Source organism: Novosphingobium sp., assembly GCF_031424035.1.
Taxonomy (GTDB): domain Bacteria; phylum Pseudomonadota; class Alphaproteobacteria; order Sphingomonadales; family Sphingomonadaceae; genus Novosphingobium.
This window is the reverse complement of sequence record NZ_JANPGP010000092.1, coordinates 22,753-45,714: the sequence shown is the minus strand read 5'-3', so window position 1 is coordinate 45,714 and position 22,962 is coordinate 22,753. Positions and strand designations below refer to the sequence as shown.

The 22,962-nt window shown below is 61.3% G+C and carries 19 protein-coding genes; 15 read left to right on the top strand and 4 right to left on the bottom strand.

The features are described from left to right. The first annotated feature begins 80 nt into the window (after window positions 1-80). The 6 genes from RMO89_RS13485 (at window position 81) to RMO89_RS13460 (ending at window position 7,188) form a co-directional block, all read left to right on the top strand. Entirely contained in the window at window positions 81-2,303 is a 2,223-nt protein-coding gene (locus tag RMO89_RS13485; protein WP_310533711.1) for a TonB-dependent receptor, read from the top strand. A 5-nt stretch (window positions 2,304-2,308) separates the two neighbouring features. Then, entirely contained in the window at window positions 2,309-3,487 is a 1,179-nt protein-coding gene (locus RMO89_RS13480) for a cytochrome P450 (protein ID WP_310533709.1), read from the top strand. A gap of 107 nt (window positions 3,488-3,594) precedes the next feature. Further along, window positions 3,595-4,566, top strand: coding sequence for an amidohydrolase family protein (locus RMO89_RS13475; RefSeq protein ID WP_310533708.1), 972 nt, complete (start codon window positions 3,595-3,597; stop codon window positions 4,564-4,566). Between the two features lie 18 nt (window positions 4,567-4,584). After that, a complete protein-coding gene (locus RMO89_RS13470) occupies window positions 4,585-5,436 on the top strand; it encodes a fumarylacetoacetate hydrolase family protein (protein WP_310533707.1) in 852 nt (283 codons plus the stop codon). A 37-nt stretch (window positions 5,437-5,473) separates the two neighbouring features. After that, window positions 5,474-6,409 (top strand): VOC family protein, encoded by a 936-nt coding sequence (locus RMO89_RS13465; protein WP_310533706.1) that lies wholly within the window; start codon window positions 5,474-5,476, stop codon window positions 6,407-6,409. A gap of 50 nt (window positions 6,410-6,459) precedes the next feature. Beyond that, complete coding sequence (locus RMO89_RS13460) at window positions 6,460-7,188, top strand: alpha/beta fold hydrolase (RefSeq protein ID WP_310533705.1); 729 nt, start codon at window positions 6,460-6,462, stop codon at window positions 7,186-7,188. Window positions 7,189-7,661: 473 nt separating this feature from the next. Here the strand turns inward: RMO89_RS13460 and RMO89_RS13455 are convergent, their stop codons facing one another. Continuing rightward, on the bottom strand, window positions 7,662-8,357 hold the full coding sequence (locus tag RMO89_RS13455; protein ID WP_310533704.1) for an FCD domain-containing protein: 696 nt from the start codon (window positions 8,355-8,357) through the stop codon (window positions 7,662-7,664). Window positions 8,358-8,424: 67 nt separating this feature from the next. Next, window positions 8,425-9,303 (bottom strand): fumarylacetoacetate hydrolase family protein, encoded by an 879-nt coding sequence (locus tag RMO89_RS13450; protein WP_310533703.1) that lies wholly within the window; start codon window positions 9,301-9,303, stop codon window positions 8,425-8,427. Between the two features lie 155 nt (window positions 9,304-9,458). Between RMO89_RS13450 and RMO89_RS13445 the strand changes: the two genes are divergently transcribed. The 3 genes from RMO89_RS13445 to RMO89_RS13435 are packed head-to-tail and all read left to right on the top strand — an operon-like array spanning window position 9,459 to window position 13,095. After that, entirely contained in the window at window positions 9,459-11,003 is a 1,545-nt protein-coding gene (locus RMO89_RS13445) for an amidohydrolase family protein (protein ID WP_310533702.1), read from the top strand. Further along, window positions 11,000-12,163, top strand: a complete 1,164-nt coding sequence (locus RMO89_RS13440) for a cytochrome P450 (RefSeq protein WP_310533701.1) — start codon at window positions 11,000-11,002, stop codon at window positions 12,161-12,163. The genes RMO89_RS13445 and RMO89_RS13440 overlap by 4 nt, the downstream gene beginning before the upstream one ends. Beyond that, window positions 12,160-13,095, top strand: coding sequence for a glutathione S-transferase family protein (locus RMO89_RS13435; protein ID WP_310533700.1), 936 nt, complete (start codon window positions 12,160-12,162; stop codon window positions 13,093-13,095). Before RMO89_RS13440 ends, RMO89_RS13435 begins: the two co-directional genes overlap by 4 nt. A gap of 42 nt (window positions 13,096-13,137) precedes the next feature. On the opposite strand, the gene RMO89_RS13430 is transcribed toward RMO89_RS13435, so the two are convergent. Further along, window positions 13,138-13,467, bottom strand: coding sequence for a hypothetical protein (locus RMO89_RS13430; RefSeq protein ID WP_310533699.1), 330 nt, complete (start codon window positions 13,465-13,467; stop codon window positions 13,138-13,140). 202 nt (window positions 13,468-13,669) lie between these two features. On the opposite strand from RMO89_RS13430, the gene RMO89_RS13425 reads away from it, so the two are divergent. Together RMO89_RS13425 and RMO89_RS13420 are read left to right on the top strand one after the other, a co-directional pair. Further along, entirely contained in the window at window positions 13,670-14,509 is an 840-nt protein-coding gene (locus tag RMO89_RS13425) for an alpha/beta hydrolase (protein ID WP_310533697.1), read from the top strand. Between the two features lie 215 nt (window positions 14,510-14,724). Then, entirely contained in the window at window positions 14,725-16,362 is a 1,638-nt protein-coding gene (locus RMO89_RS13420; protein WP_310533696.1) for an FAD-dependent monooxygenase, read from the top strand. Here RMO89_RS13420 and RMO89_RS13415 read toward each other — a convergent pair. Beyond that, window positions 16,359-17,279 carry a LysR substrate-binding domain-containing protein gene (locus RMO89_RS13415; RefSeq protein ID WP_310533694.1) on the bottom strand — a complete coding sequence of 307 codons (921 nt, stop codon included), beginning with the start codon at window positions 17,277-17,279 and terminating at the stop codon, window positions 16,359-16,361. The genes RMO89_RS13420 and RMO89_RS13415 overlap by 4 nt on opposite strands. Before the next feature lie 126 nt (window positions 17,280-17,405). Here RMO89_RS13415 and RMO89_RS13410 point away from each other — a divergent pair, with 126 nt between their 5' ends. From RMO89_RS13410 to RMO89_RS13395, 4 genes are all read left to right on the top strand, one after another. Further along, complete coding sequence (locus RMO89_RS13410; RefSeq protein ID WP_310533692.1) at window positions 17,406-18,059, top strand: glutathione S-transferase family protein; 654 nt, start codon at window positions 17,406-17,408, stop codon at window positions 18,057-18,059. 114 nt (window positions 18,060-18,173) lie between these two features. After that, window positions 18,174-20,603, top strand: a complete 2,430-nt coding sequence (locus RMO89_RS13405) for a TonB-dependent receptor (RefSeq protein WP_310533691.1) — start codon at window positions 18,174-18,176, stop codon at window positions 20,601-20,603. An 87-nt stretch (window positions 20,604-20,690) separates the two neighbouring features. Beyond that, window positions 20,691-22,301 (top strand): carboxylesterase family protein, encoded by a 1,611-nt coding sequence (locus tag RMO89_RS13400; protein WP_310533690.1) that lies wholly within the window; start codon window positions 20,691-20,693, stop codon window positions 22,299-22,301. Window positions 22,302-22,354: 53 nt separating this feature from the next. Then, on the top strand, window positions 22,355-22,960 hold the full coding sequence (locus RMO89_RS13395; RefSeq protein ID WP_310533689.1) for a VOC family protein: 606 nt from the start codon (window positions 22,355-22,357) through the stop codon (window positions 22,958-22,960). Window positions 22,961-22,962 lie beyond the last annotated feature (2 nt).

The following is a 22,962-nucleotide window of genomic DNA, read 5'->3' as shown; positions in this document are numbered from 1 at the left end:
AAGTCCAATAAGCGTGAATAATCGCGCGGCGGCAATGCATGGTCGAGCCAATCGATCGATGCGCTTTGGGGAGATGGTTGATGGCTGTTTTTGAAAATAAGCGTGCGCCGGTTCGCGCAATGTGGGCGCTGCTGATCGCCGGAACCGCTATGGTTCCAGTGATGGCATCGGCGCAGGCAACGGCGGACACATCGACCAGCACAGTAGCAGCCGCCGATGAGACAGACGGCGAAATCCTCGTGACCGCCCGCACGCGCGCTGAATCCGTACAGGATGTTCCTGCTACGGTCGGAGTGATCACACAGGAAGCGATCACGAACTCCGGTGCAACAAATCTGCAGCAACTCGCTACCGTTGCCCCCGGCCTCAATATGACCAAAGCACCGACCGGCAACGAAATCGGCGTGACTATTCGCGGTCTGGGATCAGCCCCGGGGGTTCCCTCGTTCGACAGTTCGGTCAGCCTGTTCGTTGATGGAGTTTACGCACCGCGAAGCCGTGAGTTCGCGGCGTCCTTGTTCGACGTTGAGCGGATCGAAGTGATCCGCGGCACACAAGCCGCCTTGCTCGGCAAGAACACCAGCCTCGGCGCGATCAATCTGATCTCCCGCAAGCCGGGTGACACCTTTGCGGTCGATGCACGCGCCTCGTACGAATTTGAGCGCGGCTCGATTGTGGCGAGCGGCGGCATCGATATTCCGCTGGACGATACATTGCACCTTCGGGTTGCCGGATCCTATTCACACGATAACGGATTCGTGAAAAACGTCGTCCTCGACAATTACGCTCCGCGCATCAGGGATACGGCATTTCGCGGAGTTCTAGTTTGGCGGCCGAGCGACAGTTTCGATGTGACGGCAATCGTCCAGCACGATGTCGCCTGGAATTACGGCAATGTAGTTGAGGTAATTGCTTCCACCGGTGTACCCGAACTGCTCGCCTCCCTCGCGGGCTTTCCGGGCGTAATTGATCGTAATCTCGACCGCCGCGCCGCCAGCACCAGCCCGCGGACCGGGGGAGAGCAAGACGGCCGCCTGCTGAGCAACAAATACAGCCTGGCCGCAAACCTCGAACTGGGCGATCACACGCTGACGTCGATAACCGCTTACTCTCGCTATAACGAAACCAACCGTGCCGACGGAGATGCCGTACCGGGGGATTATGTCGGTCGGACTGTCGATGAGGTCGGCACCCAGTTCAGCCAGGAAGTGCGGATCGTTTCGCCATCGGATCGTCCACTCGACTACATTGTCGGCGGCCTCTACCTCGACGGGCGGCTCGACAACGACACGCTATTCGCGGCCAACATGCCATTCGGTCCCGCGCCAGGCGTACTGATCGCCGGACAGCAGCGTACCACATTCGTCCAAGACAACAGTGCTATCTCGCTGTTTGCGCAAGCGAACTACAAGTTTGAGGGCGGCTTCCGGTTAACCGGCGGCATTCGCTGGACCCGCGAGACCAAAGACGTCGATCTTGCCCGCGTAGTGGTCGTTCCCGGCTTTTTCAGCACGGTCATCTTCCCTCCCTATGCCCCGTTCTCGCTCAGCCGCACCGAGAAGAACTTCGATTATTCGTTCGGGGTCCAGTACGAGATCAGCCCCGACGCGCTGGTCTATGCCTCATATGGCCAGGGCACGAAGGGCGGCGGTTACGCCCAGTCGGTCACGCGGCTCGAAACCGCCGGATACCAGAAGGAAATTGCGCGGACATTTGAAGTCGGTGTCAAATTGCAGGATCCCGATCGCAAATGGTTGCTCAACGTTGCAGCGTTTGACACGAAGGTCGACGACTTCCAGCTAGTGACCTTCACGGGAATTCAGTTCATCGTCGGCAACACCGACCTGAAAAGTCGCGGAGTCGAGGTGGAAGCAAGCTGGAAGCCGGTCACGGGGCTGCGCCTGTTCATCAACAACACCTATGCCGACGCGAAGGACAGAGCGACCGGCAATCCGATTCCGCTCGCACCCAAATGGACTGGCAGCGGCGGCTTTGATTACAAGACCGATGTGGGCGCTAATCTCAGGTTCAACCTCAACGGTTCGGTGGATTATCGCTCGAAGCGGTATTACCAGCAGAATCCGGCCACTTCGCCTGCGGGTGAGGCATTCACCACGCTCAATCTCGGGGTTGCCCTGGGCGCTGAAGACGATGCCTGGGAAGTGCGCCTGATCGGACGCAATCTGACCGATGCGAACGCGCTGTCCTTCAGCTTCCCGCTACCCCTGTTGCCGGCCGGCAACCAAGGCGGCATGTCGGAGCGTGGCCGCACAGTTGCCCTGCAAGTCAGCGCGCACTTCTGACAGCGATGGCCAGCTTCTGCCCGGCATATGAGGCTGGCATCTACGCCGATGGCGGGATCGAGGCGCCTTACGAGCACTATGCTGCTATCCGGAATGCTGGACCTGTTGTGTGGCTTTCCCCACAACAGGTCCATGCCATGGGGCGCTACAAGGATGTAAAGGCGGCCTTGCTCGATCACCGGACCTTCCTGTCCGGCGAGGGCGTCGCGCTCAATGACTTTACGAATGGAATCAGCCGCGGGACCACGCTGGCGAGCGATGCTCCCGTGCACGGCACCCTGCGAACGATCATCGGTGCTCCATTGCGGCCAGAGGCAGTTGCAATCCTGCGGGACCAGATAGCCGAAGCAGCCGAGGCGCTGGTTTTGCGACTGGTGCGGCAGAAGCGGTTCGACGGAGTTGTGGATTTCGCCCGGTTCCTGCCGGTATCGATCATCTCGACATTGGTCGGCTTGCCCGAAGAGGGCCGCGAAAACATGCTCGATTGGGCAGCCGCGACGTTCAATTGTCTTGGCCCTCAAAATGACCGGGCAACAGCCGCGCTACCGCAGTTACAGGCCATGCTGGCTTATACTGTCGCAGGGGTGGGAGCAGACAACGTTCGCCCTGGCAGCTGGGCTGCGCAGATCTACGACGCGGCAGATCGCGGCCTTGTCCCCAGGGAGCAGGTTCCGGCCCTGCTGCTCGACTATCTTGGCCCCAGCCTCGATACGACAATCTTTGCAACCGGGCATTTGTTGTATTTGCTAGGGTCCAATCCAGATCAATGGGCGATGCTAAAGTCCGACCCAGCGTGGATCTCCAATGCGATTGAAGAGGCAATCCGGCTCGAATCGCCAATTCGGGGCTTTTCCCGCGTGCTTTCACGCGACGTCGAACTGGATGGCTCGAAGGTCGCGGCTGGCAGCCGGGTTTTGTTGCTCTATGCCTCCGCCAACCGCGACGAAGCGAAATGGGCCGAACCAGAACGGTTCGATGTCGCCCGAATCAATGCGCGGGACCACTTAGGGTTCGGAATTGGCCGCCATGGCTGCGCCGGCCAGCACCTTGCCCGGCTTGAGATGCAATGCCTGATGACATCGCTTGTTCGTCACGTTTCGAGTTTCGAGGTAGGTGCGCCGGTGGTGCAGAAGAACAATGTTCTGCGCGGCTTTGCCAGCTTGCCGGTGGAAATTACGGGCTAATGGACCGGCGCGGCGCTATTGTAGCTACACTTGGCGCCGCTCTCGCCGCTGGTGGATCAGCTTCGGCAGCAAGTCACTTAGTGGAACAGCAAAGGTCGACCGCCGGCATGACCGACAAGCCCCCGCACATATGCATCGACGTCCATTCGCACTTCATCCCGGACGCCTATCGCGCGGCTGCGGTCAGCGCCGGTCATATGCAGCCCGATGGCATGCCGGGCTTCCCGCCGTGGAGTTCAGAGCTGGCCTTGGCGACCATGGACCGGCTGGGTATCGAAACGTCCTTCCTGTCGATCAGCTCTCCCGGTATCCACTTCGGCGACGATCATGCGGCTTGCGAGCTCGCGCGAACGGTCAATGACTGCGGAGCCGCGCTCAAAGCCGCTCATCCCACGCGGTTCGGACATTTCGCGTCGCTGCCGCTGCCTGACGTCCAGGGAGCGCTGGAGGAACTGGCCCGCGCGCTCGATGTGCTGGGCTCTGATGGCGTCATCCTCGATAGCAACAGCGGCGGCCTCTACCCGGGCGATCCCGACTTCGAGCCGGTTATGGCCGAACTCGATCGCCGTGCGGCGGTAGTTCTGCTCCACCCCACATCGCCCGACTGTCCGGTCTGCAAGCCACCAAGCATCGCGCTGCCCCGGCCAATCCTCGAGTTCATGTTCGAGACTGCGCGGGCCGTGACGAACCTGCTGCTGAGCGGGACGCTGACCCGCTATCCCCGCATTCGCTTTATCATTCCGCACGCTGGCGCGACCCTGCCCGTGCTGGCGGACCGGATTGCGATGGCTGCCGGCATCCTGCCGGACATGGGTGCGCTCACCCCGGAGAAGATCTTGGCCCTGCTCGGGCGGCTATACTATGACATGGCGGGAGCGCCGGTGCCGCGACTGCTGCCCGCATTGCAAAGTTTCGCGGACCCTTCGCGCTTGCTCTATGGTAGCGACTGGCCGTTCACCCCCGAACCCGCAGTGGTCCGGCTTCGCGCGCAGCTCGATGCGCACTTGGCGAGTGACCCTGCGTTGCTTGCAAATATCTGCCGGAACAACGCCTTGTCGCTGTTCCCACCGCTGCGCTAAACTTGAAGGACGAATGAGATGAAGCTTCTCCGATATGCCGACGATGGCAAGCCGCAACTGGGTGTCGTTCGCGGTGATGACGTCGTTTCGCTGGCACCCTTGGCGGCGACTTACCCGACGATGCTCTCGATTGTCGCGGCGGGCCCAACTGCGCTTGAGGCGATCCGCAAGCTGGCTGAAACCGCACCGGCGGCGCTGGCGCTCAACGATGCAAAGTTGCTTGCGCCGATCGAGCAACCCGGCAAATTTCTCGCTATCGGCATGAACTATGCCAAGCACATCGAAGAAGCCAAGCGGCTCGGCCAGCCAACCCCCACACAGCAGTTCTGGTTCAACAAGCAGACTTCCTGCGTGTCCGGCCCGTTCGATGCAATCGAACCCGGCGTCACCGAGCAGCTCGATTACGAAGTTGAACTTGGCGTCGTCATTGGCCGCCCGGCCAAGGGTGTCAGCGAAGCCGATGCCATAGATCACGTGTTCGGCTACGTGGTGGCCAACGATGTTTCGGCGCGGGACTGGCAGCGGCATTCACCAACATTCACGATGGGCAAGTCATTCGACACGCATGGCCCGATCGGGCCGTGGATCGTCACCGCCGACGAAATCGCCGACCCGCATGCACTCGATCTGCGTTGCCTGGTCAATGGCGAGGTCCGCCAGGACAGCAATACCAGCGAGCTGGTCTACAATATCTGGCAGCAGATTTCGTACCTCTCGATCGCGTTCACGCTTGAGCCGGGCGACCTTCTCGCGACCGGGACACCCTCGGGCGTCGGCATCGGGATGCAGCCGCCTCGCTTCCTCCAATCCGGCGACGTTGTCCGCTGCGAGATCGACGGCGTCGGCGCGATCGAAAACATCGTGGCCTGAAGCTGCGACACGCAACACCAATCTAAGGAGGCTGAACATGCCGATCACCCGCGTACTGAATGTTGAATCAGTTCGGTTCGGTGCCCCGGATCTTGAGACGATGCGCACCTTCCTGCTCGACTTCGGCTTGCGCGAAGCCGAAGCAACTGGCGACGGCACACTGCGTATGCGCGGTACTGGCGGCGCGCCCTACATCCATGAAACCGAGCAAGGCGATGCGGGCTTCCGCTGCGTGACACTGCGCGTCGGCTCGCGAGCCGATCTTGAAGCACTGGCTGCAGCGGATGGTGTCGAAATTGAACCTGCAACCGGCCCCGGCGGCGGAGAGCAGGTCGTGCTGACCGATCCGGACGGCTACCGCGTGGAGGTTGTCGCGGGGAAGCTGCGCGCTGCATCTTTGGCGGCGGCCGCACCCCAAGCTTGGAACGTCGGCGAGCAACGGGATCGCGAAGGAGTCGCCAAGCGCCTGGTCTCAGCACCGGCAAACGTTCTCCGTCTCGGCCATGTCGTTCTCGCGGTGACCAACATGGCGGCGACCTGGGCGTGGTGGCAAAGCCGGTTCGGCTTGCTGGTATCAGATGAGGTGCAGGCCCCCAATGGCGATGTCGCTGCGATGTTTGTCCGCTGCGACTGCGGGAGCGTAGCCGTCGATCACCATGCGCTCAATTTTGCGGCAATTCCTGGAATGCCGGCGACCTTCCATCATGCAGCCTTCGAGGTCGTCGATCTCGACGATCTGATGGTCGGCAATGCATTCCTGGGCGAGCGTGGCTACGTGCACGATTGGGGGATTGGCCGCCACATCCTGGGCAGTCAGGTGTTCGACTACTGGAAGGATCCGTTCGGCCACAGGGTCGAACACTGGACCGACGGCGACTATTTCGACGCGAGTGTGCCGGGCAATGTGGCCGACATTCCAACGATGCTGGGACACCAGTGGGGGCCTGCAGCGCCGGCCGACTTTGTCGCGTGACCTCGGGCATTCATGTCACCAAGTGGGGCCAATCCGGCCCTCGCGTCGTAATGGTTCACGGCGGGGCACAAGGCACGAGTTCGGCGGGCCACGCGAATTTCCATGCGCAGGAAGCGCTTGGCGGCGAAGGCTGGCAACTGATCGTCCCGGATCGCCCTGGCCACGGCAAAAGTTCCGATCCGGGTCGCCCCGACGATGCCGAAGCCGACGGAGCGTTGGTTGCCGAATTGCTCGGTGAGGGCGCTCATCTGGTCGGCCATTCGTTTGGCGGACTAGTCGCGCTCGCGGCGTCGGCGATACGTCCAGAGGCCGTACTCTCGATGACGCTCATCGAACCCGCCCTGCTCAAGATCGCAACGGGTGCCCCCGCCGTGCGCAAGACCCTTTTTGGTATGGCCGCAGCGATGTTGCTGCCGTTTTCGCCCGCGAATCGCGCGCACAAGGTGATGAAACTGCTAGGTATTCCGGAAGTGTTCGGCCGGGACGAAGCTGACCTGACGAGTCTCGGCAACAGCCTGCGGCGGGCAAAACTGCCTTCCAAACAATGGATGCTGGATCAGCTAGCTATCCTGAAAAAATGCAACATACCGCTCCTCGCCATCTCAGGCGATGCCAGCGCCTGCTTCATCGCCACGGTCAAGGCAACGGCAGCGGCAGGCGGTGGAAACTTCCTGATCGTGCCGTCTCAGCATCATTTCCCGCAATGGGCCGGCGCGCCGTTTAACAAAGTGATGAGCGATTTTTGGCGCGAAGCGGGGGGGCGGTCCGCAGGTGACTGAGCGAACGCCACTCACACACTGAAGTGACGGGTGTTAGGTCGGGACTGTCCCCAAAATTAGACGTCACCGAGTTTCATACGGGAACAAAAAACTGATGGCGGATGCCGGTGTCGCAATGGTGCTGGGCAGCGACAGCCTTTGTGGACGAGGTCAATTTGGCCAGAATATGATCGGAGGGGCCGAACTGATGGAAGCTTCGGGCCTGCCACCAAACGAAGTCCCGGTCGCAGCGACCAGCAGGGCTCCCTCGCACCTCGAACGCGCTGATATGGGCGTCATTGAACCCGGCAAGCGCGTCTGGGTAAGGATCCATTGCAAACAGCCAACAACTAGCGCGCGCTGAAGATGACTGTCCTTGGCCGCGAAATTGCGGTCGATCAGCGGTGAACCGGGCTGCATGTGGCGACGTGTCGTCTGCTTCCGGATCACAAGTTAACCTGATACCGAGGAGGATGTTCGAACTGCTTCCGGTCTCACGCTTTCGATCGTGCGCCATCAACAATTAGCTGGGTCGTTGCCCGCAAATGCGCGGACATCGCATCCACCAATCCATCAGCATCCCGTGCAAGGGCAAGTTCGACGATCGTTTGATGTTCGGCGATAATATCACGCTTGCTTTCCATTCGGATCGACAGACCGCGATAACGCTCCGATTGCTCGAAAAGCTGCTCGTGCAAGGCCAACAACCGCTGGCTACCACAGGCGGCAACAAGGGCGCGGTGGAAGGCGCAATGCGCGGTGACCCAGTTCGCACTGAGGGCCGACAGTTCCCCCGGGATTGGCAGCGGCGTAGCGCGCAAGCGGTGTGCGGCGGCCAAGACATTCCCCTCCCAATCGAGATCACCGCGCGCAAGTGATCTGCGCAAGGCGATCGTCTCGACCTCACAGCGCAGATCGGTAAGGTCGTGGAGATCGGCGATCGAAAGCGGCGCTACAGAAAACCCGCGTTGATCCCACGATTGAACCAATTGTTCGGGAACCATGCGCGACAGGGCTTCGCGGACAGCGCCGGGACTTACTTTGAGTTCAGCTGCGAGTTCCTGGATCTTGAGCTTCTTGCCTGGGGTGTGACGGCCCGAAAGAATGTCACCGCGGATGGTCTCATATGCCAAGCTCGCCTGACCTCGTGCCGCGCGTTCTTGTGTTGCAGGGTCGAAAAGCGCCACCATTGTCCTGAGTTCATCCTTGTTGACCACTGTCGCAATGCTCTGCCAGTACCCAATTCGAGAGCCGGTTCTAGCCTGGCTCGGTCCGGGCTGCGGCTGAGCCGACCTTGTTTTCAATGACACCGATCCTCTCCACCTCACAGCGGACAACGTCGCCAGCTTGAAGGAAAACCTGCGGTTGCATAGCAATGCCGACGCCCTCCGGGGTGCCGGTAGCGATGAGATCGCCCGGCTCGAGCGTGAAGGCGGTCGAGAGGTAAGCTATCTGCTGCCAGACATTGGCGACAAGTTGACTGGTAGTGCTGTCCTGGCGAACCTCACCGTTCACATGGCAGGTCAGCCGCAAATCGTGCGGATCGCCGATTTCGTCTGCTGTCACGATCCACGGTCCGATCGGTCCGTGAGTGTCGAACGATTTGCCCATCGTAAAGGTTGGCGTGTGCATTTGCCAGTCGCGCGCCGAGACATCGTTTGCGACGGTGTAGCCGAAGACGTGGTTCTTCGCATCCGCCTCGCTGACTCCCTTGGCGAGCTTGCCCATGACGACGGCCAGTTCGACCTCGTAATCGAGCTGTTCGGTAACGCCGGGATCGATATCGTCATGGGGACCGGCAAGACACGTGGTCTGCTTGTTGAACCAGAGCTGATGCATTGGTGTTGCGATGCCGAGCGTAGCGGCCTCCGCTGCGTGTTTTGCGTAATTCATGCCGATAGCGAGGTATTTGCCCGGTCGCTCGATTGGCGCGAGCAGCGTCACGCTATCGAGCGCAATCGCTGCTTCGCCTGCGTCGGCCACCGCACGTACGCTGGCAAGTGCCGCGTCTCCGCCTGCAACAATCGACATCATGGTCGGATAAGTTGCAGCGAGGGAATCGAGCGGAACGATATTGCCACCAGTGACCACTCCAAGCCGCGCACCATTTTCACCTGCAAAACGTGCCAGCTTCATCATAACCTCCTGTGCAAAATCCCGTCAAACCAACTAGGCTTTATAGGTTGGAGGCTTTGGCAGTTTAGACTTTATTAGACAATATATATTTTTCTGGTCTTGATCCGAGGAGCGCGGTAACGCCGATCCCAAGGTACTGGTGAGGGAGTCGCAACGTGGGTTGGATCAAGAAAAGCGTGATCGGTACGGCAGCAACCCTTGGCGTTGGCTATCTCGCGCTTGCCTATGTGACACGTGATGTAGAGCAGCCGGTGGTGCACCTTGCCGCCGCCGGAAAGCTGATGCTGACCGGTGTCACGATTGTCGATCCGCGCAACGGTGCCGAGACCGCGCATGCTTCGGTGCTGATGGACAAAGGGCGAATCCTTGCCATCGGGCATGGCGATCTCGCGCCTGGCGATACTTCAGTTCAGCGGGTTGCAGCGGACGGGAAATTCCTCGTGCCCGGCTACAACGACATGCACGCCCATCCCTTAAACGCCGAAGACCCAAGCGGCGACCTCGCCCTGATGCTCGCCAACGGCATCACCGGCTTCCGGCAAATGTCCGCTTCCGACCGGCTGCTGCGCGAAAGGCGCGAATCGCGCCTGCCGATCGGTCTGGAAGCACCCGCGCTTTTGATTGCCCCCGGCGCGCTGCTCACTCCGCTCAACGCGTCCAAACCCGAACAAGCGCAGGAAACCATGCGGGATGAAAAGCGGGCCGGTGCGGATTTCATCAAGGCGGCCTTTGTCAGTGGCCCGGCGTTGTTTGCGGCCATAGACGAAGGCAAGCGCATCGGCATTCCTGTCGTGGGTCACGTGCCCGCGGGCGTCGATGTGGTCGAGGCTGCCGAGCGCGGTATGCATGCGATTGAGCATCTGGGGCCGGCCAATGGCCTTCTGATCGCGTGTTCGTCGGACGGCGAACGCATCCTTGCTGACGTGCGCGTCCACACGAAATTTCCAACAATGCCTGCGTTTAAATCCCATATTGTCGAGAAGCTCGCCGGGTGGGCACTGGAAAAGCGCATAATCAACCCCGCCGCTGCCGACCGCGAGGCCGGCGATGTGGTGCCGATGCGCCGCGCGCTGGCAACCTTTGACGAGGCGCGCTGCCGCACCGCGATCGACCGGATCAATGCGGCGGGCACGTGGCAGGTGCCCACGCTGATCCGCCTCAAGACCATCTACACCGCCGACGATCCGACCTTCGCCAGCAATCCGAACTTGCGCTACGTGGTTCCGGCCAAGTTGGCGAAATGGCGCGAAGTCACCGCCCAGTTCGTCAAGGAATATCCGGCCGCCGATCGGCAAACGATGCGCCAAGGATATGCATTCAGCCTGCGCCTGGTCAAACTGCTCGACGAGCAGGGTGCCAAGATGCTGGCCGGCAGCGACGCCAGCGGATCGGGCTGGGAAGTTCCCGGTTTTGCGCTCCATCAAGAGTTCGACGAGCTAGGTCTTGCCGGCCTTGCGCCGCTGCGCATCCTGCAGATGACGACCAGCGATGCAGCCGATTTTCTCGGTCGCGCAGCCAGCATGGGTCACATCGGGGTTGGTACCAACGCCGATATGGTGCTGCTTGACCGCGATCCCACGAAGGATGTCACCGCACTGCATGCCATCGCCGGGGTCGTTCGGGCAGGATACTATTATGACGCCGCCAAGCTCGCCCAACTCAAGGCGCGGGTCGACGCGGGGCAGGGTTACCTTAAATGAGCCAGCCTGCGCCGATTCTCGACCTGGACCTGTTTGCCGATGCCAGCCTCAAAGACCCTTATCCCGCCTATTGCCGGTTACGCGATGCCGGGGCGGTGGTCAGGCTGCCACATACTGGGGTCTATGCGATCGGCCGGTTTGGCGAGGTCCAGGCCGCGCTGCGGGCGTCGGATGTGCTGATCAGCGGCGAAGGGGTAGGACTCAGCGAGACCTTCAATGCATCGAAGGGGATGAATGTCATTCAGACCGACGGCGCGCTCCATCGCCGGATGCGCGCTACCGTCACGCGGCCATTGTCGCCTGCCACACTCAAGGCGGCGCGCGCGGATCTGAAGGCGATGATGAAGGTCCGCATCGCCGCGCTGACCGGGCGGGGCTGGTTTGATGCGATGCAGAAGCTTGCCGCGTTCCTTCCTGTCGAGGCCGTATCGCACCTGGTTGGCTTGCCCGAGGCCGGGCGCGACCGCATGCTCGAATGGGCCGCAGCCGCGTTCAACATCATCGGGCCGAGGCAAGCCGGCGAAGATGTCGCCAAGATGCAGGAAGCCTTCGTGTATATGGGGTCGCTCGACGCGGAAACCGTCGCGAACGGTAGCTGGGCGGCGGCGCTCTTTGCCGCTGCTCACAGCGGCAAATTGTCGCAGCAAGAGGCGATCGCGGCGATAAGCGCCTATGTCATTCCCAGCCTCGACACCACGATCCTGGCGAGCGGACACCTGCTTGGCAATCTCGCAACAGACCCGGCGCAATGGGCCCTGTTGTGCGAACGGCCCGAGCTCATTCCAGCAGCGGTGCTTGAAGGTGTGCGACACAGCTCGGTGCTGCGCTGGTTCTCGCGCGTGGCTGCCGACGATTATGCCGTGGGTGACAGCATCGTCCCGCAGGGCGAACGCGTGATGCTGCTTTACGGCTGCGCCAATCGTGACGAACGACGCTATCCCGAGCCCGACCGGTTCGATGTCACCCGCGACGCCCGCGATCACCTTGCCTGGGGCACTGGTCCGCATATGTGTGCAGGCATGCACCTCGCGCGGATTGAGATGGAGGTGCTGATCGAAGCGCTCGTCGAAGCCGGCGTTAGACTTTCGGCCGGCGAGCCGGTGATGGGCGTCAACGCAGGGCTCTACGGCTTCGTCGAACTGCCGTTTCGCTTGTCATGAACGATTCTCTCGACGCGATGGTTGCTGAGGCTGGCCAGGCGCTTGGACAGGCTGCTCTGCGCATTGGTGGCGAAGCTACGCCCCGGTTCGCATTGTTCCATGCGCCCAATTCGATCTGCTCACAGAAGGTCCGCGCGGTACTGGCGCACCACCGGATTCCATATCTCAGCCACTCGGTGAATCTGTTCGCCGGGCAAACTTATCTGCCCGAATATGTACGGCTCAGGATGATCGGCTGTGCCAGTTTTGGCGGCGCGCTGGTTTCGCGACACCACGGCAGCACTTCGGCGAGCGACGGGTGCGACGGAGTGGTTGTCCCGACGCTGGTTGATCTGGAAGCCGGTGAGGTCATCGTCGACTCGAAGCGGATTTGCCTGATGCTCGATGCGCTAATGCCCGACGCCGAACGATTGCGGCCAGCTGACATAACGTCCGAAATCGACGCCGAACTGACAATCGTCGATGAGCTACCGAACTACCCGCTGCTGATGGGTCGCAAAATCGGGGAAGCGCCATCGACCCCGGCTTCGCGCGCCGCGTTTTCGCAACGAAAGATTGGGTGGTGCGATCGCCACCTCGCGGAGTGCGGCGATGAACCCGCGCTAGTCGCGGCGTATACGGCCAAGCGGGCGAAGGAGCTATCGGCAACCATCGAGCTGTTTTCCCCAGAGTCGATGGAAGCAGCGAGCCACAAGGTGCGGGCCGCACTCGACCGGCTTGAGCGTGCTCTGGTGCAATCCACGACAAGCTGGCTGCTTGGCGAGTGGCCGACACTGGCGGACCTGTTCTGGGGTATACAGCTAATCCGGTTGGACGATCTCGACTTCGATTACATCGTATATTCCCATGTCACACGTTATGCGAAGGCCACGCGGAGCTTACCGGCACTGCGGTCGGCCCTGCTGGAGTGGCCCGGCGCTGTGCTCCGATAAGTGCATTTCAGGCTGACTAACCGCGATGGTCCAAGCCGATGGCTATCCCGCACCGACCTCGAAATCGATGTGACTGATCGTGCCGTCGAACATCGCGGCGATCTCACGCACCCTTGCGCGCAAGGCCGCGCGTTCCGGCGAGGCAAGCATGGTCTCGAGGGCGGCGAAGTCGGCGAACTCGACGATGACCTGGCAATAGATCGAGGGCGGGCTGTCTTCGAGGCGCCGGGGCCACATAGCCCTGGCACCACTTACTCCCGGCAACCCGCCAAGAGCCGGGACCAGTTCGGTGTTGATGGCGCGGTCGAAGGCCTCTGCATGGATTACTTGCGGGCTGCCTAACCAGAATGCCGAGCGTATCCACATGGGCATGTCCTCTCCTCTTGTGTTGCGTGGACCGCACTTAGTGCGCAGGCCGGTGCCGACCAGATAGGAACCGGCGCAGTGCGATACCCGATTGTTGAATGCGGTCACAGAACCGCCGCAGGTATCGCCCGAAGTCGGACTGCATCTTGCTCTCGGACTGCACCGAAACCATGATCGTGCCGACAAGCGACACTCGGGAGAACGGGCTTTGACGCAATTGACAACCAGGCTGTGGGGTCGGTGCAACGAAGTGGTCGGCAATGGCGGCCCATTGGTCATCGCAATCCACGGCGGCACTTACACCTCGGGCTATTTTGATTTGCCCGGTCGCTCGATGCTTGAGAGTGGCAGGGCCAACGGGATAGCAGTCGTTGCGATAGACCGTCCCGGATATGATGCCACCCCGATGCTCGCGGCCGAGGCAATGGATATTGTCGGGCAAGCGGCCTTTTTGCACGAAGAACTTGGCGAAGTCTGGGCCGCAAAGGGGAAGGGCCACTCAGGCGTGGTGCTGATCGGCCATTCGATCGGTGCGGCGATTGCCGCGACGGTGGCCGCTTCCGGTCCCGATTGGCCGCTGCTCGGTCTGGCCGTCTCGGGGGTCGGGCTGACCTCCAATCCTGGAGATTACGAGCGCTGGGCAAGTCTGCCTGACATCCCTCTGGTGGCGATGCCTGACGAAATCAAGGACATGGTCATGTTCGGCCCTGAAGGCAGCTTTGATGCAGATATGCCTTCGGCCAGTCACGCCGCCAACACCACCGCACCCAAGGCCGAACTGCTCGCGATCACCGGAGTTTGGCACAAAGAAGTGCTCGAAGTTCTGGAACGGATCGGAGTGCCGGTGCACTACCGCCAAGCCGAATTCGACCGCCTGTGGGTCGTCGATCAGGGCGAGGTTGACGCGTTCGCCTCGGCGCTCACCGTCTCGCCGTGGGTCGATGCGCGGCTGGTGCCCGGCGCGGGCCACTGCATCGACTTTCACCGGGTCGGTCCGGCATTCCAGCTCCAGCAACTCGGCTTCGCGTTGGAATGCGCCGTGCGGTAACTACCGCGCTTCGACCGCACCGCCATCGCGCGATCATGGCGGCCCCGCTGCTCGCGGCGTTGGCGCTGCTGATCGGCGTGATCCGCCCACCGACTAAGGCCTGACGCCCATTAAATACCGATACGCTCGCGGTATCGGCACGGGGGACTTCGCATCCTGCGTGGCTCATGCCCCCGGCTAAAAGCAAACGCACCGGAGAGGAATCGGAAAGCAATATGGCTGAAGTGAGTGAACCGCCTGCGGTGGCGATTGTCGGCGCGGGTCCAGCGGGCCTCGCCGCAGCGATCGAGCTGGGTATGCGCGGCGTGTCCTGCGTTGTGTTGGACCGGACCGAACGCGGCGGCCATGCCCCACGCGCAAAGACTACTCACACCCGCACTCGCGAGCACCTGCGCCGCTGGGGGATTGCCGATAAACTCGCTGCCGCTTCGCCGTTCGGGGTCGACTATCCAAGCCACGTGACCTTCGTGACCCGGCTCGGCGGCAAGCTGATCAAGCGCTTCGAACACGCGCTTCAGTGTTCGCCGGAACGCAACGAGCACTATTCCGAGCACAGCCAATGGATTCCACAGTACAAGCTTGAGCAGGTTTTGCGTGACCATGCCGTTACGCTCCCCGCAATCGAATTTCGCTATGGATCCGAATATATCGGGTTCGATCAGAGCGACGACGGTGTGACGGTCCACTACCGGGATTCTGCCTCGGGTGAAGATCGAACCCTGCGGGCCGGTTATCTGGTCGGCGCGGACGGGGCGCGCAGCAAAGTGCGCGATGACATCGGTGCGAAGATGATCGGTGCCTATGGCCTGTCGCGCAATTATAACATCATATTCCGCGCACCCGGACTGGCGGATGCTCACGAGCAGGGACCGGCAGCCATGTACTGGCAGATCAATGCCGAACTTCCGAGCCTGATGGGACCAATGGACCAGGGCGATCTGTGGTACTTCATGCCGATCGGATTGGCCAAGGGGGTGACTTTCACCGATGCGGAAGCGGTCGCGGCAATCCGCTTGGCGACCGGGATCGATCTGCCCTACGAAATTCTGAGTTCGGACGAATGGGTCGCAAGTCGCCTGCTGGCAGATCGCTATCGCGCGGGCCGCGCATTTTTGATCGGCGATTCATGCCATCTCCATCCACCGTTCGGAGGATTCGGAATGAACATGGGCGTCGCCGACGGCGTCGATATCGGGTGGAAAATCGCGGCGGTCGAGCAAGGTTGGGGTGGACCGGTGTTGCTCGACAGCTACGAAGCCGAGCGCCGCCCGGCGCACGAATATGTCCTCGACGAAGCCGAGGCCAATCATTCGATCTTGCCCAACGAACTGGTGCGCGACGGGATCGAGAGCGATGGACCGGCGGGGGATGCGGTTCGCGCAGAAATCGCTGAAATTATCGAACGCGAGAAGGCAGCCGAATTCTATGCGCTCGGAGTGGTTCTCGGCTATTGCTACCGGAATTCGCCGGTTGTGGTCGACGACAGAACTGGCGAGGGATGGGAGCGCTCGCGCGATTATCGCCCCGCCGCCATTCCTGGCTGCCTTGCTCCCCACCGCTGGCTTGGCGAAGTGTCGCTCTATGATCTGTTCGGACAGGGTTTTACGCTGCTCGTGCTGGATGCGGAGCACTCCCAGGACATTGCGCAAGCGCTTGAGGAAGCTTCGGCCAGCGACACACCGCTCAAAGTTGTCGAACTGCACGATGCCGGATTGATCGACCTCTACGAACAGCCGCTGGTGCTGATCCGCCCAGACCAGCACGTCGCGTGGCGCGGATCGCGTTGGCCGACCGCTGGCGTCCTACAAACGGTGACCGGGCACGTGACGACAAAAATCGATCAGGGGGCCTAAACCAGCGCTGCGTCGAGCCGTTGGGCATAGTGCCCTCCGACGCGGCGCATCATGTCGCACAAATATTCGGCCATCGGGGTCAACGGCATATCCGGACGACGGAGAATGCAGATCGGCGCTGCGTGAAATGGCGGCAGGTCGAAAGCCTCGATCATCGTGCTGGTGATCGGGCTGTCGATCCATTGCTGCGGGACTACGGTCAGCAGGTCAGTGCTTGCAAGAGTCAGCATTGTGATCAATGCCGAGCGCGACTGCAGTACGATGTTTGGATTCTGCAAGCCAAATTGCGCCAATGATTCGTCGAAATCGCCTTCGGTGCTGCGTTCGGCGGTGGCAGGTCGCAGCCATTGGGCATCCGCCAGCTCGGCGAAGGTTCTGGCGTGCGCCAGCGGATGGCCGCGCCGTCCGACGACCCGTCGCTGGTTGTCGAACAGCTTTTCGACGATGAAGGTATTCGCGGTGCTACCCGCTTCGAATGGACCTACGTAGAGATCGGTGCGACCGTCGAGCAACTCGCGTTCGATCGGCGAAAAGAAGGTTTCCGAAATGCTCAGCGTCGCTTCCGGATACCGCTTGCGAAATTCGCCCAGGGCTTTCGGCAACAGGACCATGCTCGACGCAGTCGACAGTGCCAGACTGACTTTGCCGCACAACCGACCTTTGAGTTGGTTCACTTCGTCTTTGGCGCGAAGGATCTCGGCCTGAACCGCGTGTGCCCGCGCGACAAAAGCCGTGCCGATCTCGGTCATGCGCACGCCCTTGGCATGACGTTCGAACAGCGTCGCGCCAAGTTCCTGCTCGATTTCGCGAATTGAGCGCGTGATGGCTGGTTGAGCAATACCGAGGTATCTCCCAGCCGCGCGCAAACTTCCCGTTTCTGAAACCGCGAGCACATCGCGAAGTTGGCTGAGTTTCACTGCAAGTTCTCCGGCAGACCGGTTGTTCCGATGCCTTGAAGGTATCGATAGACGGGAAGCGCAGGCTCTTCAATGGCGGTCGGCCTGCCTAACCAGCGGGACCTCTCGGACGAACAGGATCCGTCAATGTCGCAACCCGAACTCGTGCTGTATCATTTTCCCGGCGCCTGCTCGCAGGTCGCGGTCTGCGCGCTTGAGCTGGCCGGGCTCGAATACCGGCTTGAGCTGGTCAACCTTGCCGTAGGCGAACAGACCACGCCCGGTTATCTTGCGGTCAATCCCTTAGGCAAGGTTCCGCTGCTGCTAATCGACGGCGACGGCCTGAGCGAGAACGCTGCGATTTTGACTTACGTCTCGGAATTGCGCCCCGATGCGGGCCTATTCCCTGCGCGCAGCGATCCCCGGATGCGGGCGGAAGCGATCGGTGGAATGTCATTTTGCGGCGGTACACTTCACCCTATTGTCCGCGGCCTCGCCAATCCCGGGCGCCTGACAAACGGCGATGGCGCGCCAGTGCGCGAGAAGTCGAACGAACTGGCCAACAAGTCGTTCAAGCAAGCCGAGATCCGCTTGGCCAATTGCGGCTGGTGGCTGGGGGAATGGTCAATTGTCGACGTATATCTCAATTGGGCGTTCGGCGTGGCTCGAAACGCCGGTTTCGACAGCACGCCGTTTCCGCTTCTCGACAGCCTGCATGAGCGGCTTGCCGAGCAATCAGCCTTCGTCCGGATGATGGAGATTGAAGCTGCCTCGCGGTCCACGCTTGCAAACCAGCGATAAAGGTTTCGCATCGCCGTTGCCGCAAAACCATCGGGGCGCTGGCAGGCCGCGGGTCTAATCCACAGTCAAACACGCGCGCGCTAAACGACGCCGCATTACCGAGGGGAGAATTCCATGCGCCTTTATGCCTTGTTGGCGACCACCGCCGCCGCCGCTCTCACTGCCGCACCAGCCTTTGCCCAGGAAGCTCCCGCGACTGGTAATGCCGAGGCTGAAACCGGTCTTGGCGAAATCATTGTCACCGCGCAACGTCGCCAGGAAAGTTCGCAAAAGGCTGCGATTCCTCTGTCGGTTATCGACGGCGCGGCGCTCGCCAAGGCGGGTGTCACCGAAGCAAGCCGCCTGAATGAGCTGGCCCCGGCGCTCTCGATCGAACCGACCAGCACAGGCAACCTCATTTTCCTTCGCGGCGTCGGCAATTTCACGGTTGTGTCGACCAGCGACCCGGCAGTCGCCTTCAACTACGACGGCGTTTACATCGGCCGGCCGACCTCGACTTCTGGCATGTTTTACGATCTCGAGCGCATCGAGATTCTCAAGGGGCCGCAGGGCATCCTCTATGGCCGTAACGCCACCGGCGGCGCGATCAACGTTCTGCCGGTTCAACCCCGCCTGGGCGAGATGTCGGGCCGACTCTCGGCGACCTACGGCAGCTATGACACCATCAATGCCGAAGGCGCGCTCAACCTGCCGATGGGTGAAAACGGCGCGCTGCGCGTCTCGGCATATACCGCCAACCATGACGGCTATCTGCGCGATGGAACGTCCGACGAAGAGTCTGCCGGCGTCCGGGTGCAAATGAAAGCGGAGCTAACCCCCGACCTGACGGTTCGGGTTTCGGGCGACTATGCGCACAACGGCGGCGCCGGAAGCGGAGTGAGCTACTACGGACGTTACGCCTACAACCCGCTCGTGCCGCTTTCGGCCACGCCGGTGCCCGGCACCAACTACTACAATTTCATTCCGGCCGGGCTGCCCGAGGGCGAGGGGGTCTATTCACCCTTATCACAGACTTATCGCCAGTCGGTGACTTTTGCTCCGACAGGGCGCAAGCTCGATTCGCTGGCGCCTTATGCGTCGGCGAATACCTCGCTCTATGGCGCGCATGCGGAAATCACGCTTAAGACTGGCGCGGGCACGCTGACGGTCATCCCGGCGTGGCGTTTCACCGATCAGGACTATGTTTCCGACGCGGCGGCATTCATCTTCAAGAACAAAGAATCGGACGAGCAATACAGCCTCGAAGCGAGGTTCGCGGGCGAGCGCATCGGCATCTTCGATTACACCCTTGGCGCCTATTTCTTCGACGAGCGGATCGACAACAACACCTCGATCACCATCGGAAATACCGGCAACGCTTTCAGCCAAAGGCTTGGCACGAAGAGCTACGCAGGTTTCGGCCGGATCGTCGCCAATCTGAGCGACCGCCTGCGCTTGGTCGGCGGACTGCGCTACACCAAGGACAACAAGTCGTTCAAATTCGCCGGGATCGGCGCGGTCATCAACTGCCTTGCACGGATCCCCCCCGTGGTCGGTGCCCCTGCTTGCCCGACCGCACCGTTCATCCCGCTGTTCGACCAGACCACGCAGTTTGCGTTTCCATTCCCCGCGGCCGGCGGCGCGCCGATCCCGGTGTTCACTTCGCCCGGGCCGCCGAACTACTTGATCATCCGCACCGACACGACCTTCAACCGGACCCAGTCGAACAGCCGGATGACATATCGCGGGGCAGTGGAATTCGACCTCGCCGCGCAGTCCATGCTCTATGCAAGCATCGAGACCGGCTATCGTTCGGGAGGCTTCGCCGCGGCGATCGGGTTCGAAACCTACAATCCCGAGTACATCACGGCCTACACGGTCGGCATGAAAAACCGGTTCCTCGACAACCGCGTCCAGCTCAACCTCGAAGCCTTTCTGTGGGATTACACCGATCAGCAGATCAACCACGTGGGTCTCGACCTGAACGGGCGGACCGCCAACTACACCCAGAACGTCGGCAAGTCGCGGATTCAGGGGTTTGAGGTCGAAGGTCGTTTCCTCGTCACTCCGACAACGCTGCTCAGCGCCAATGTCCAGTATCTCGATGCCAAGCAGAAGGCATTCTCGTACCTCGCCGGACCGGGCACACCGCCGCTAACCGGTTGCAATGTGACCTATACGGCGGCGAACGCTTCGCCTTATCTGGTCGATTGCGCCGGGTTCACTTCGTACAACTCGCCGAAGTGGACGGTCAATCTGGCGGCCCAGCAGACTATCCCAGTGGGCGACTTCGAGTTCGTTGCCAACGTCGATACCCAATACAAGGGAGCCCGTCCGATCGGGTTCGCCTACCTGCCGCAACAGCAGCTTAGCGCGAACTGGACGACCAACGCTCAGATTCAGTTCGGTCCGGCGGACGGCGGCTGGTCGATTGCCGGCTTCGTGCGCAACATCGAGAACAATCGCATTCCGATTTACAGTTCGACCCACCCGACTGCTGGCTTCTTCATCAACGGAACCACCCCGCCGCGGACTTACGGGGTCCGGGCCAGTATCAAGTTCTGAGCTGTCGACCCGGCTCGCATACGACTGGACGAACATTGCAACTCTGGCCGCGCATGCGGATCGGCACTCTTCTGTACGGAATTTCAAGTGGCACTTCCCAAGCTGAAACGTCGATTGATGATTGCAGCCACTGCTGTGCCGTTACTCCAGCCGGGACCGGCACTGGCAGCCGACCTAGACTCCGAGGTGAGGGTCCGAAGCGGCGTGGTTCGTGCCGCGCCGCTAAGCGCAGTTGGCATCCTTGCATTCAAGGGGATTCCGTATGCGGCCCCGCCGCTCGGAGCCTTGCGGTGGCACGCGCCGCTGCCTCCCGCGAAATGGGACGGTGTCCGCGACGCCTCCGCCTACGGTGCGGCATGCCTCACAGCCTGGCGTGGTGATCGCGCACCGGGGTTGCGCCGCAGCGAAGATTGCCTGACGCTTAACATCTGGACTGGAGCGACGACAGCGGGCGAGCGCCGCCCGGTGATGGTGTGGCTGCACGGCGGCGGATTTCAGTTCGGCACCACCGCCAGTCCGCAGTTCGAGGGCACGCAGCTCGCTCGCAAAGGCGTTGTGATCGTCACGCTCAACTATCGGGTCGGCGTGCTCGGCTTCCTCGCGCATCCCGCTCTCGACCGTGAGGGGCCTTCGGGCAACTACGGTTTGCAGGACCAACTGGCGGGGTTGCGGTGGGTCAGGGACAATATCGCGCAGTTCGGTGGCGACCCAAGCAATGTCACTCTGTTCGGTGAGTCCGCCGGTGCCCACGCAGTCGGCATCCTGATGGCTTCGCCTCTGTCGAAGGGATTGTTTCACAAGGCGATCGGGCAAAGCGGGGCGTTCTGGGACGGGCCGAACGGGCCGCTTGAGAGTCGCGCCAGTGCGCACGCTCGCGGCGATGCCTTTGTCCAGCGGCTTTCCGGCGGTTCGATCGCTGCCCTTCGCGAACTGCCCGCCGAGCAGGTCAATGCGGCCGCGCTGTGGGACTTCTCTACCAATCCCGCCGAGAGCGCGTTTTCGCCCAGCATCGACGGTTACGTCGTGCCGCGAGTGCCGGCTGCACGCTTTGTGCGAGGCACACAGATGCGTGTGCCCTTGATCGCCGGTTGGGTAGAAGACGAAGGTTATCCGTTCGATGCGCTGGGACTGCCGCACCGCAATGCGGACGAGTTCCGCAACGCCGCGCAGGCCCTATTCGGTAAACACCGGATGGCCGCGTTCCTCAAGCTCTATCCCGCAGCAACCGACGAGCAGGCGAATGCTTCGGCCAAGGCCCTTACCGGCGACCTCGTGATCGGCGAACAGACCTGGCAGTGGCTCGAATTGCAGCGGCGCACGGACCAGCCGGTGTTTGGCTACAAGTTCACCTATACCTCGCCTTACACACCGGTTGCTGCGCATATTACCGACGTATCGTTTGTCTTCGGCACGCTTACGCCGCAGTTCATTTTGAACAGCCGGACCCTGGCGGCACCGGGTGACCGCGCTTTTTCGGACCAGATCATGTCATACTGGGTAAACTTCGCCGCGCACGGCGATCCCAATGGACCCGGTTTGCCGGTGTGGCCGAGGTACGGTGCTGGCGGTACGATTCAGCAGCTCGGCCAGACGATCGGACCGCGATCGAACGATCAGGCTGCACGTTTTCGCTTTATCGCGCAGTATCGCCGAAGCGGCGTGCTGCCGACAAATTGGAGCAGGGCAATAGCCCACTAACCGCATGATTTATCAAGATGGATGCTCATGCGCATAAACGGAAGGAACTGATCATGGCCAGCACGGCACGAACCGCACCAAATCTGAAGTTCAGCCACATGGGGCTGAGTTGCAAGGATGTCGTACCGATGGAGGCGTTCTACACCGGTGTGCTCGGCTTTACGGTGACCGATCGCGGTTTTGCCGAGGGGATGGACCTGATTTTCCTTTCGCGCGATCCCAACGACCATCACCAGATCGTGCTCGCGAGCGGTCGCCCGGACGAAATGCCGGCCAATACCCGCCACCCGCAGTTCGGGCCGAGCATCAACCAGATCTCGTTCTTGATGGGCGATCTGGCCGACATCCGCGACATGCATACCCGGCTGCAAGAGGGCGGCGCGAGCAACATCTTTCCCGCTAACCACGGGATCGCATGGAGCATCTACTGTCACGATCCCGAGGGCAACAATCTCGAGTTTTTCATGGATACGGAATGGTATTTTCCTCAGCCGTTCCTGATCCCCCTCGATTTAAGCAAGACCGACGCGGAACTTTACGAGCTGACCCACGACATCGCGCAAAGTCAGGAAGGTTTCGTGCCCTATCCGGAATGGCGCAGTCGCATCGCGAAAAAGATGACGCCATTCGTAGCGCCGACGAAACCACTGGCGAATTAGGA

Coding starts and splice junctions, on each gene's coding strand:
- RMO89_RS13485 (WP_310533711.1), top strand. CDS start 81: ATGGCTGTTTTTGAAAATAAGCGTGCGCCGGTTCGCGCAATGTGGGCG.
- RMO89_RS13480 (WP_310533709.1), top strand. CDS start 2,309: ATGGCCAGCTTCTGCCCGGCATATGAGGCTGGCATCTACGCCGATGGC.
- RMO89_RS13475 (WP_310533708.1), top strand. CDS start 3,595: ATGACCGACAAGCCCCCGCACATATGCATCGACGTCCATTCGCACTTC.
- RMO89_RS13470 (WP_310533707.1), top strand. CDS start 4,585: ATGAAGCTTCTCCGATATGCCGACGATGGCAAGCCGCAACTGGGTGTC.
- RMO89_RS13465 (WP_310533706.1), top strand. CDS start 5,474: ATGCCGATCACCCGCGTACTGAATGTTGAATCAGTTCGGTTCGGTGCC.
- RMO89_RS13460 (WP_310533705.1), top strand. CDS start 6,460: ATGGTTCACGGCGGGGCACAAGGCACGAGTTCGGCGGGCCACGCGAAT.
- RMO89_RS13455 (WP_310533704.1), bottom strand. CDS start 8,357: ATGGTGGCGCTTTTCGACCCTGCAACACAAGAACGCGCGGCACGAGGT.
- RMO89_RS13450 (WP_310533703.1), bottom strand. CDS start 9,303: ATGAAGCTGGCACGTTTTGCAGGTGAAAATGGTGCGCGGCTTGGAGTG.
- RMO89_RS13440 (WP_310533701.1), top strand. CDS start 11,000: ATGAGCCAGCCTGCGCCGATTCTCGACCTGGACCTGTTTGCCGATGCC.
- RMO89_RS13435 (WP_310533700.1), top strand. CDS start 12,160: ATGAACGATTCTCTCGACGCGATGGTTGCTGAGGCTGGCCAGGCGCTT.
- RMO89_RS13430 (WP_310533699.1), bottom strand. CDS start 13,467: ATGCCCATGTGGATACGCTCGGCATTCTGGTTAGGCAGCCCGCAAGTA.
- RMO89_RS13420 (WP_310533696.1), top strand. CDS start 14,725: ATGGCTGAAGTGAGTGAACCGCCTGCGGTGGCGATTGTCGGCGCGGGT.
- RMO89_RS13410 (WP_310533692.1), top strand. CDS start 17,406: ATGTCGCAACCCGAACTCGTGCTGTATCATTTTCCCGGCGCCTGCTCG.
- RMO89_RS13405 (WP_310533691.1), top strand. CDS start 18,174: ATGCGCCTTTATGCCTTGTTGGCGACCACCGCCGCCGCCGCTCTCACT.
- RMO89_RS13395 (WP_310533689.1), top strand. CDS start 22,355: ATGGCCAGCACGGCACGAACCGCACCAAATCTGAAGTTCAGCCACATG.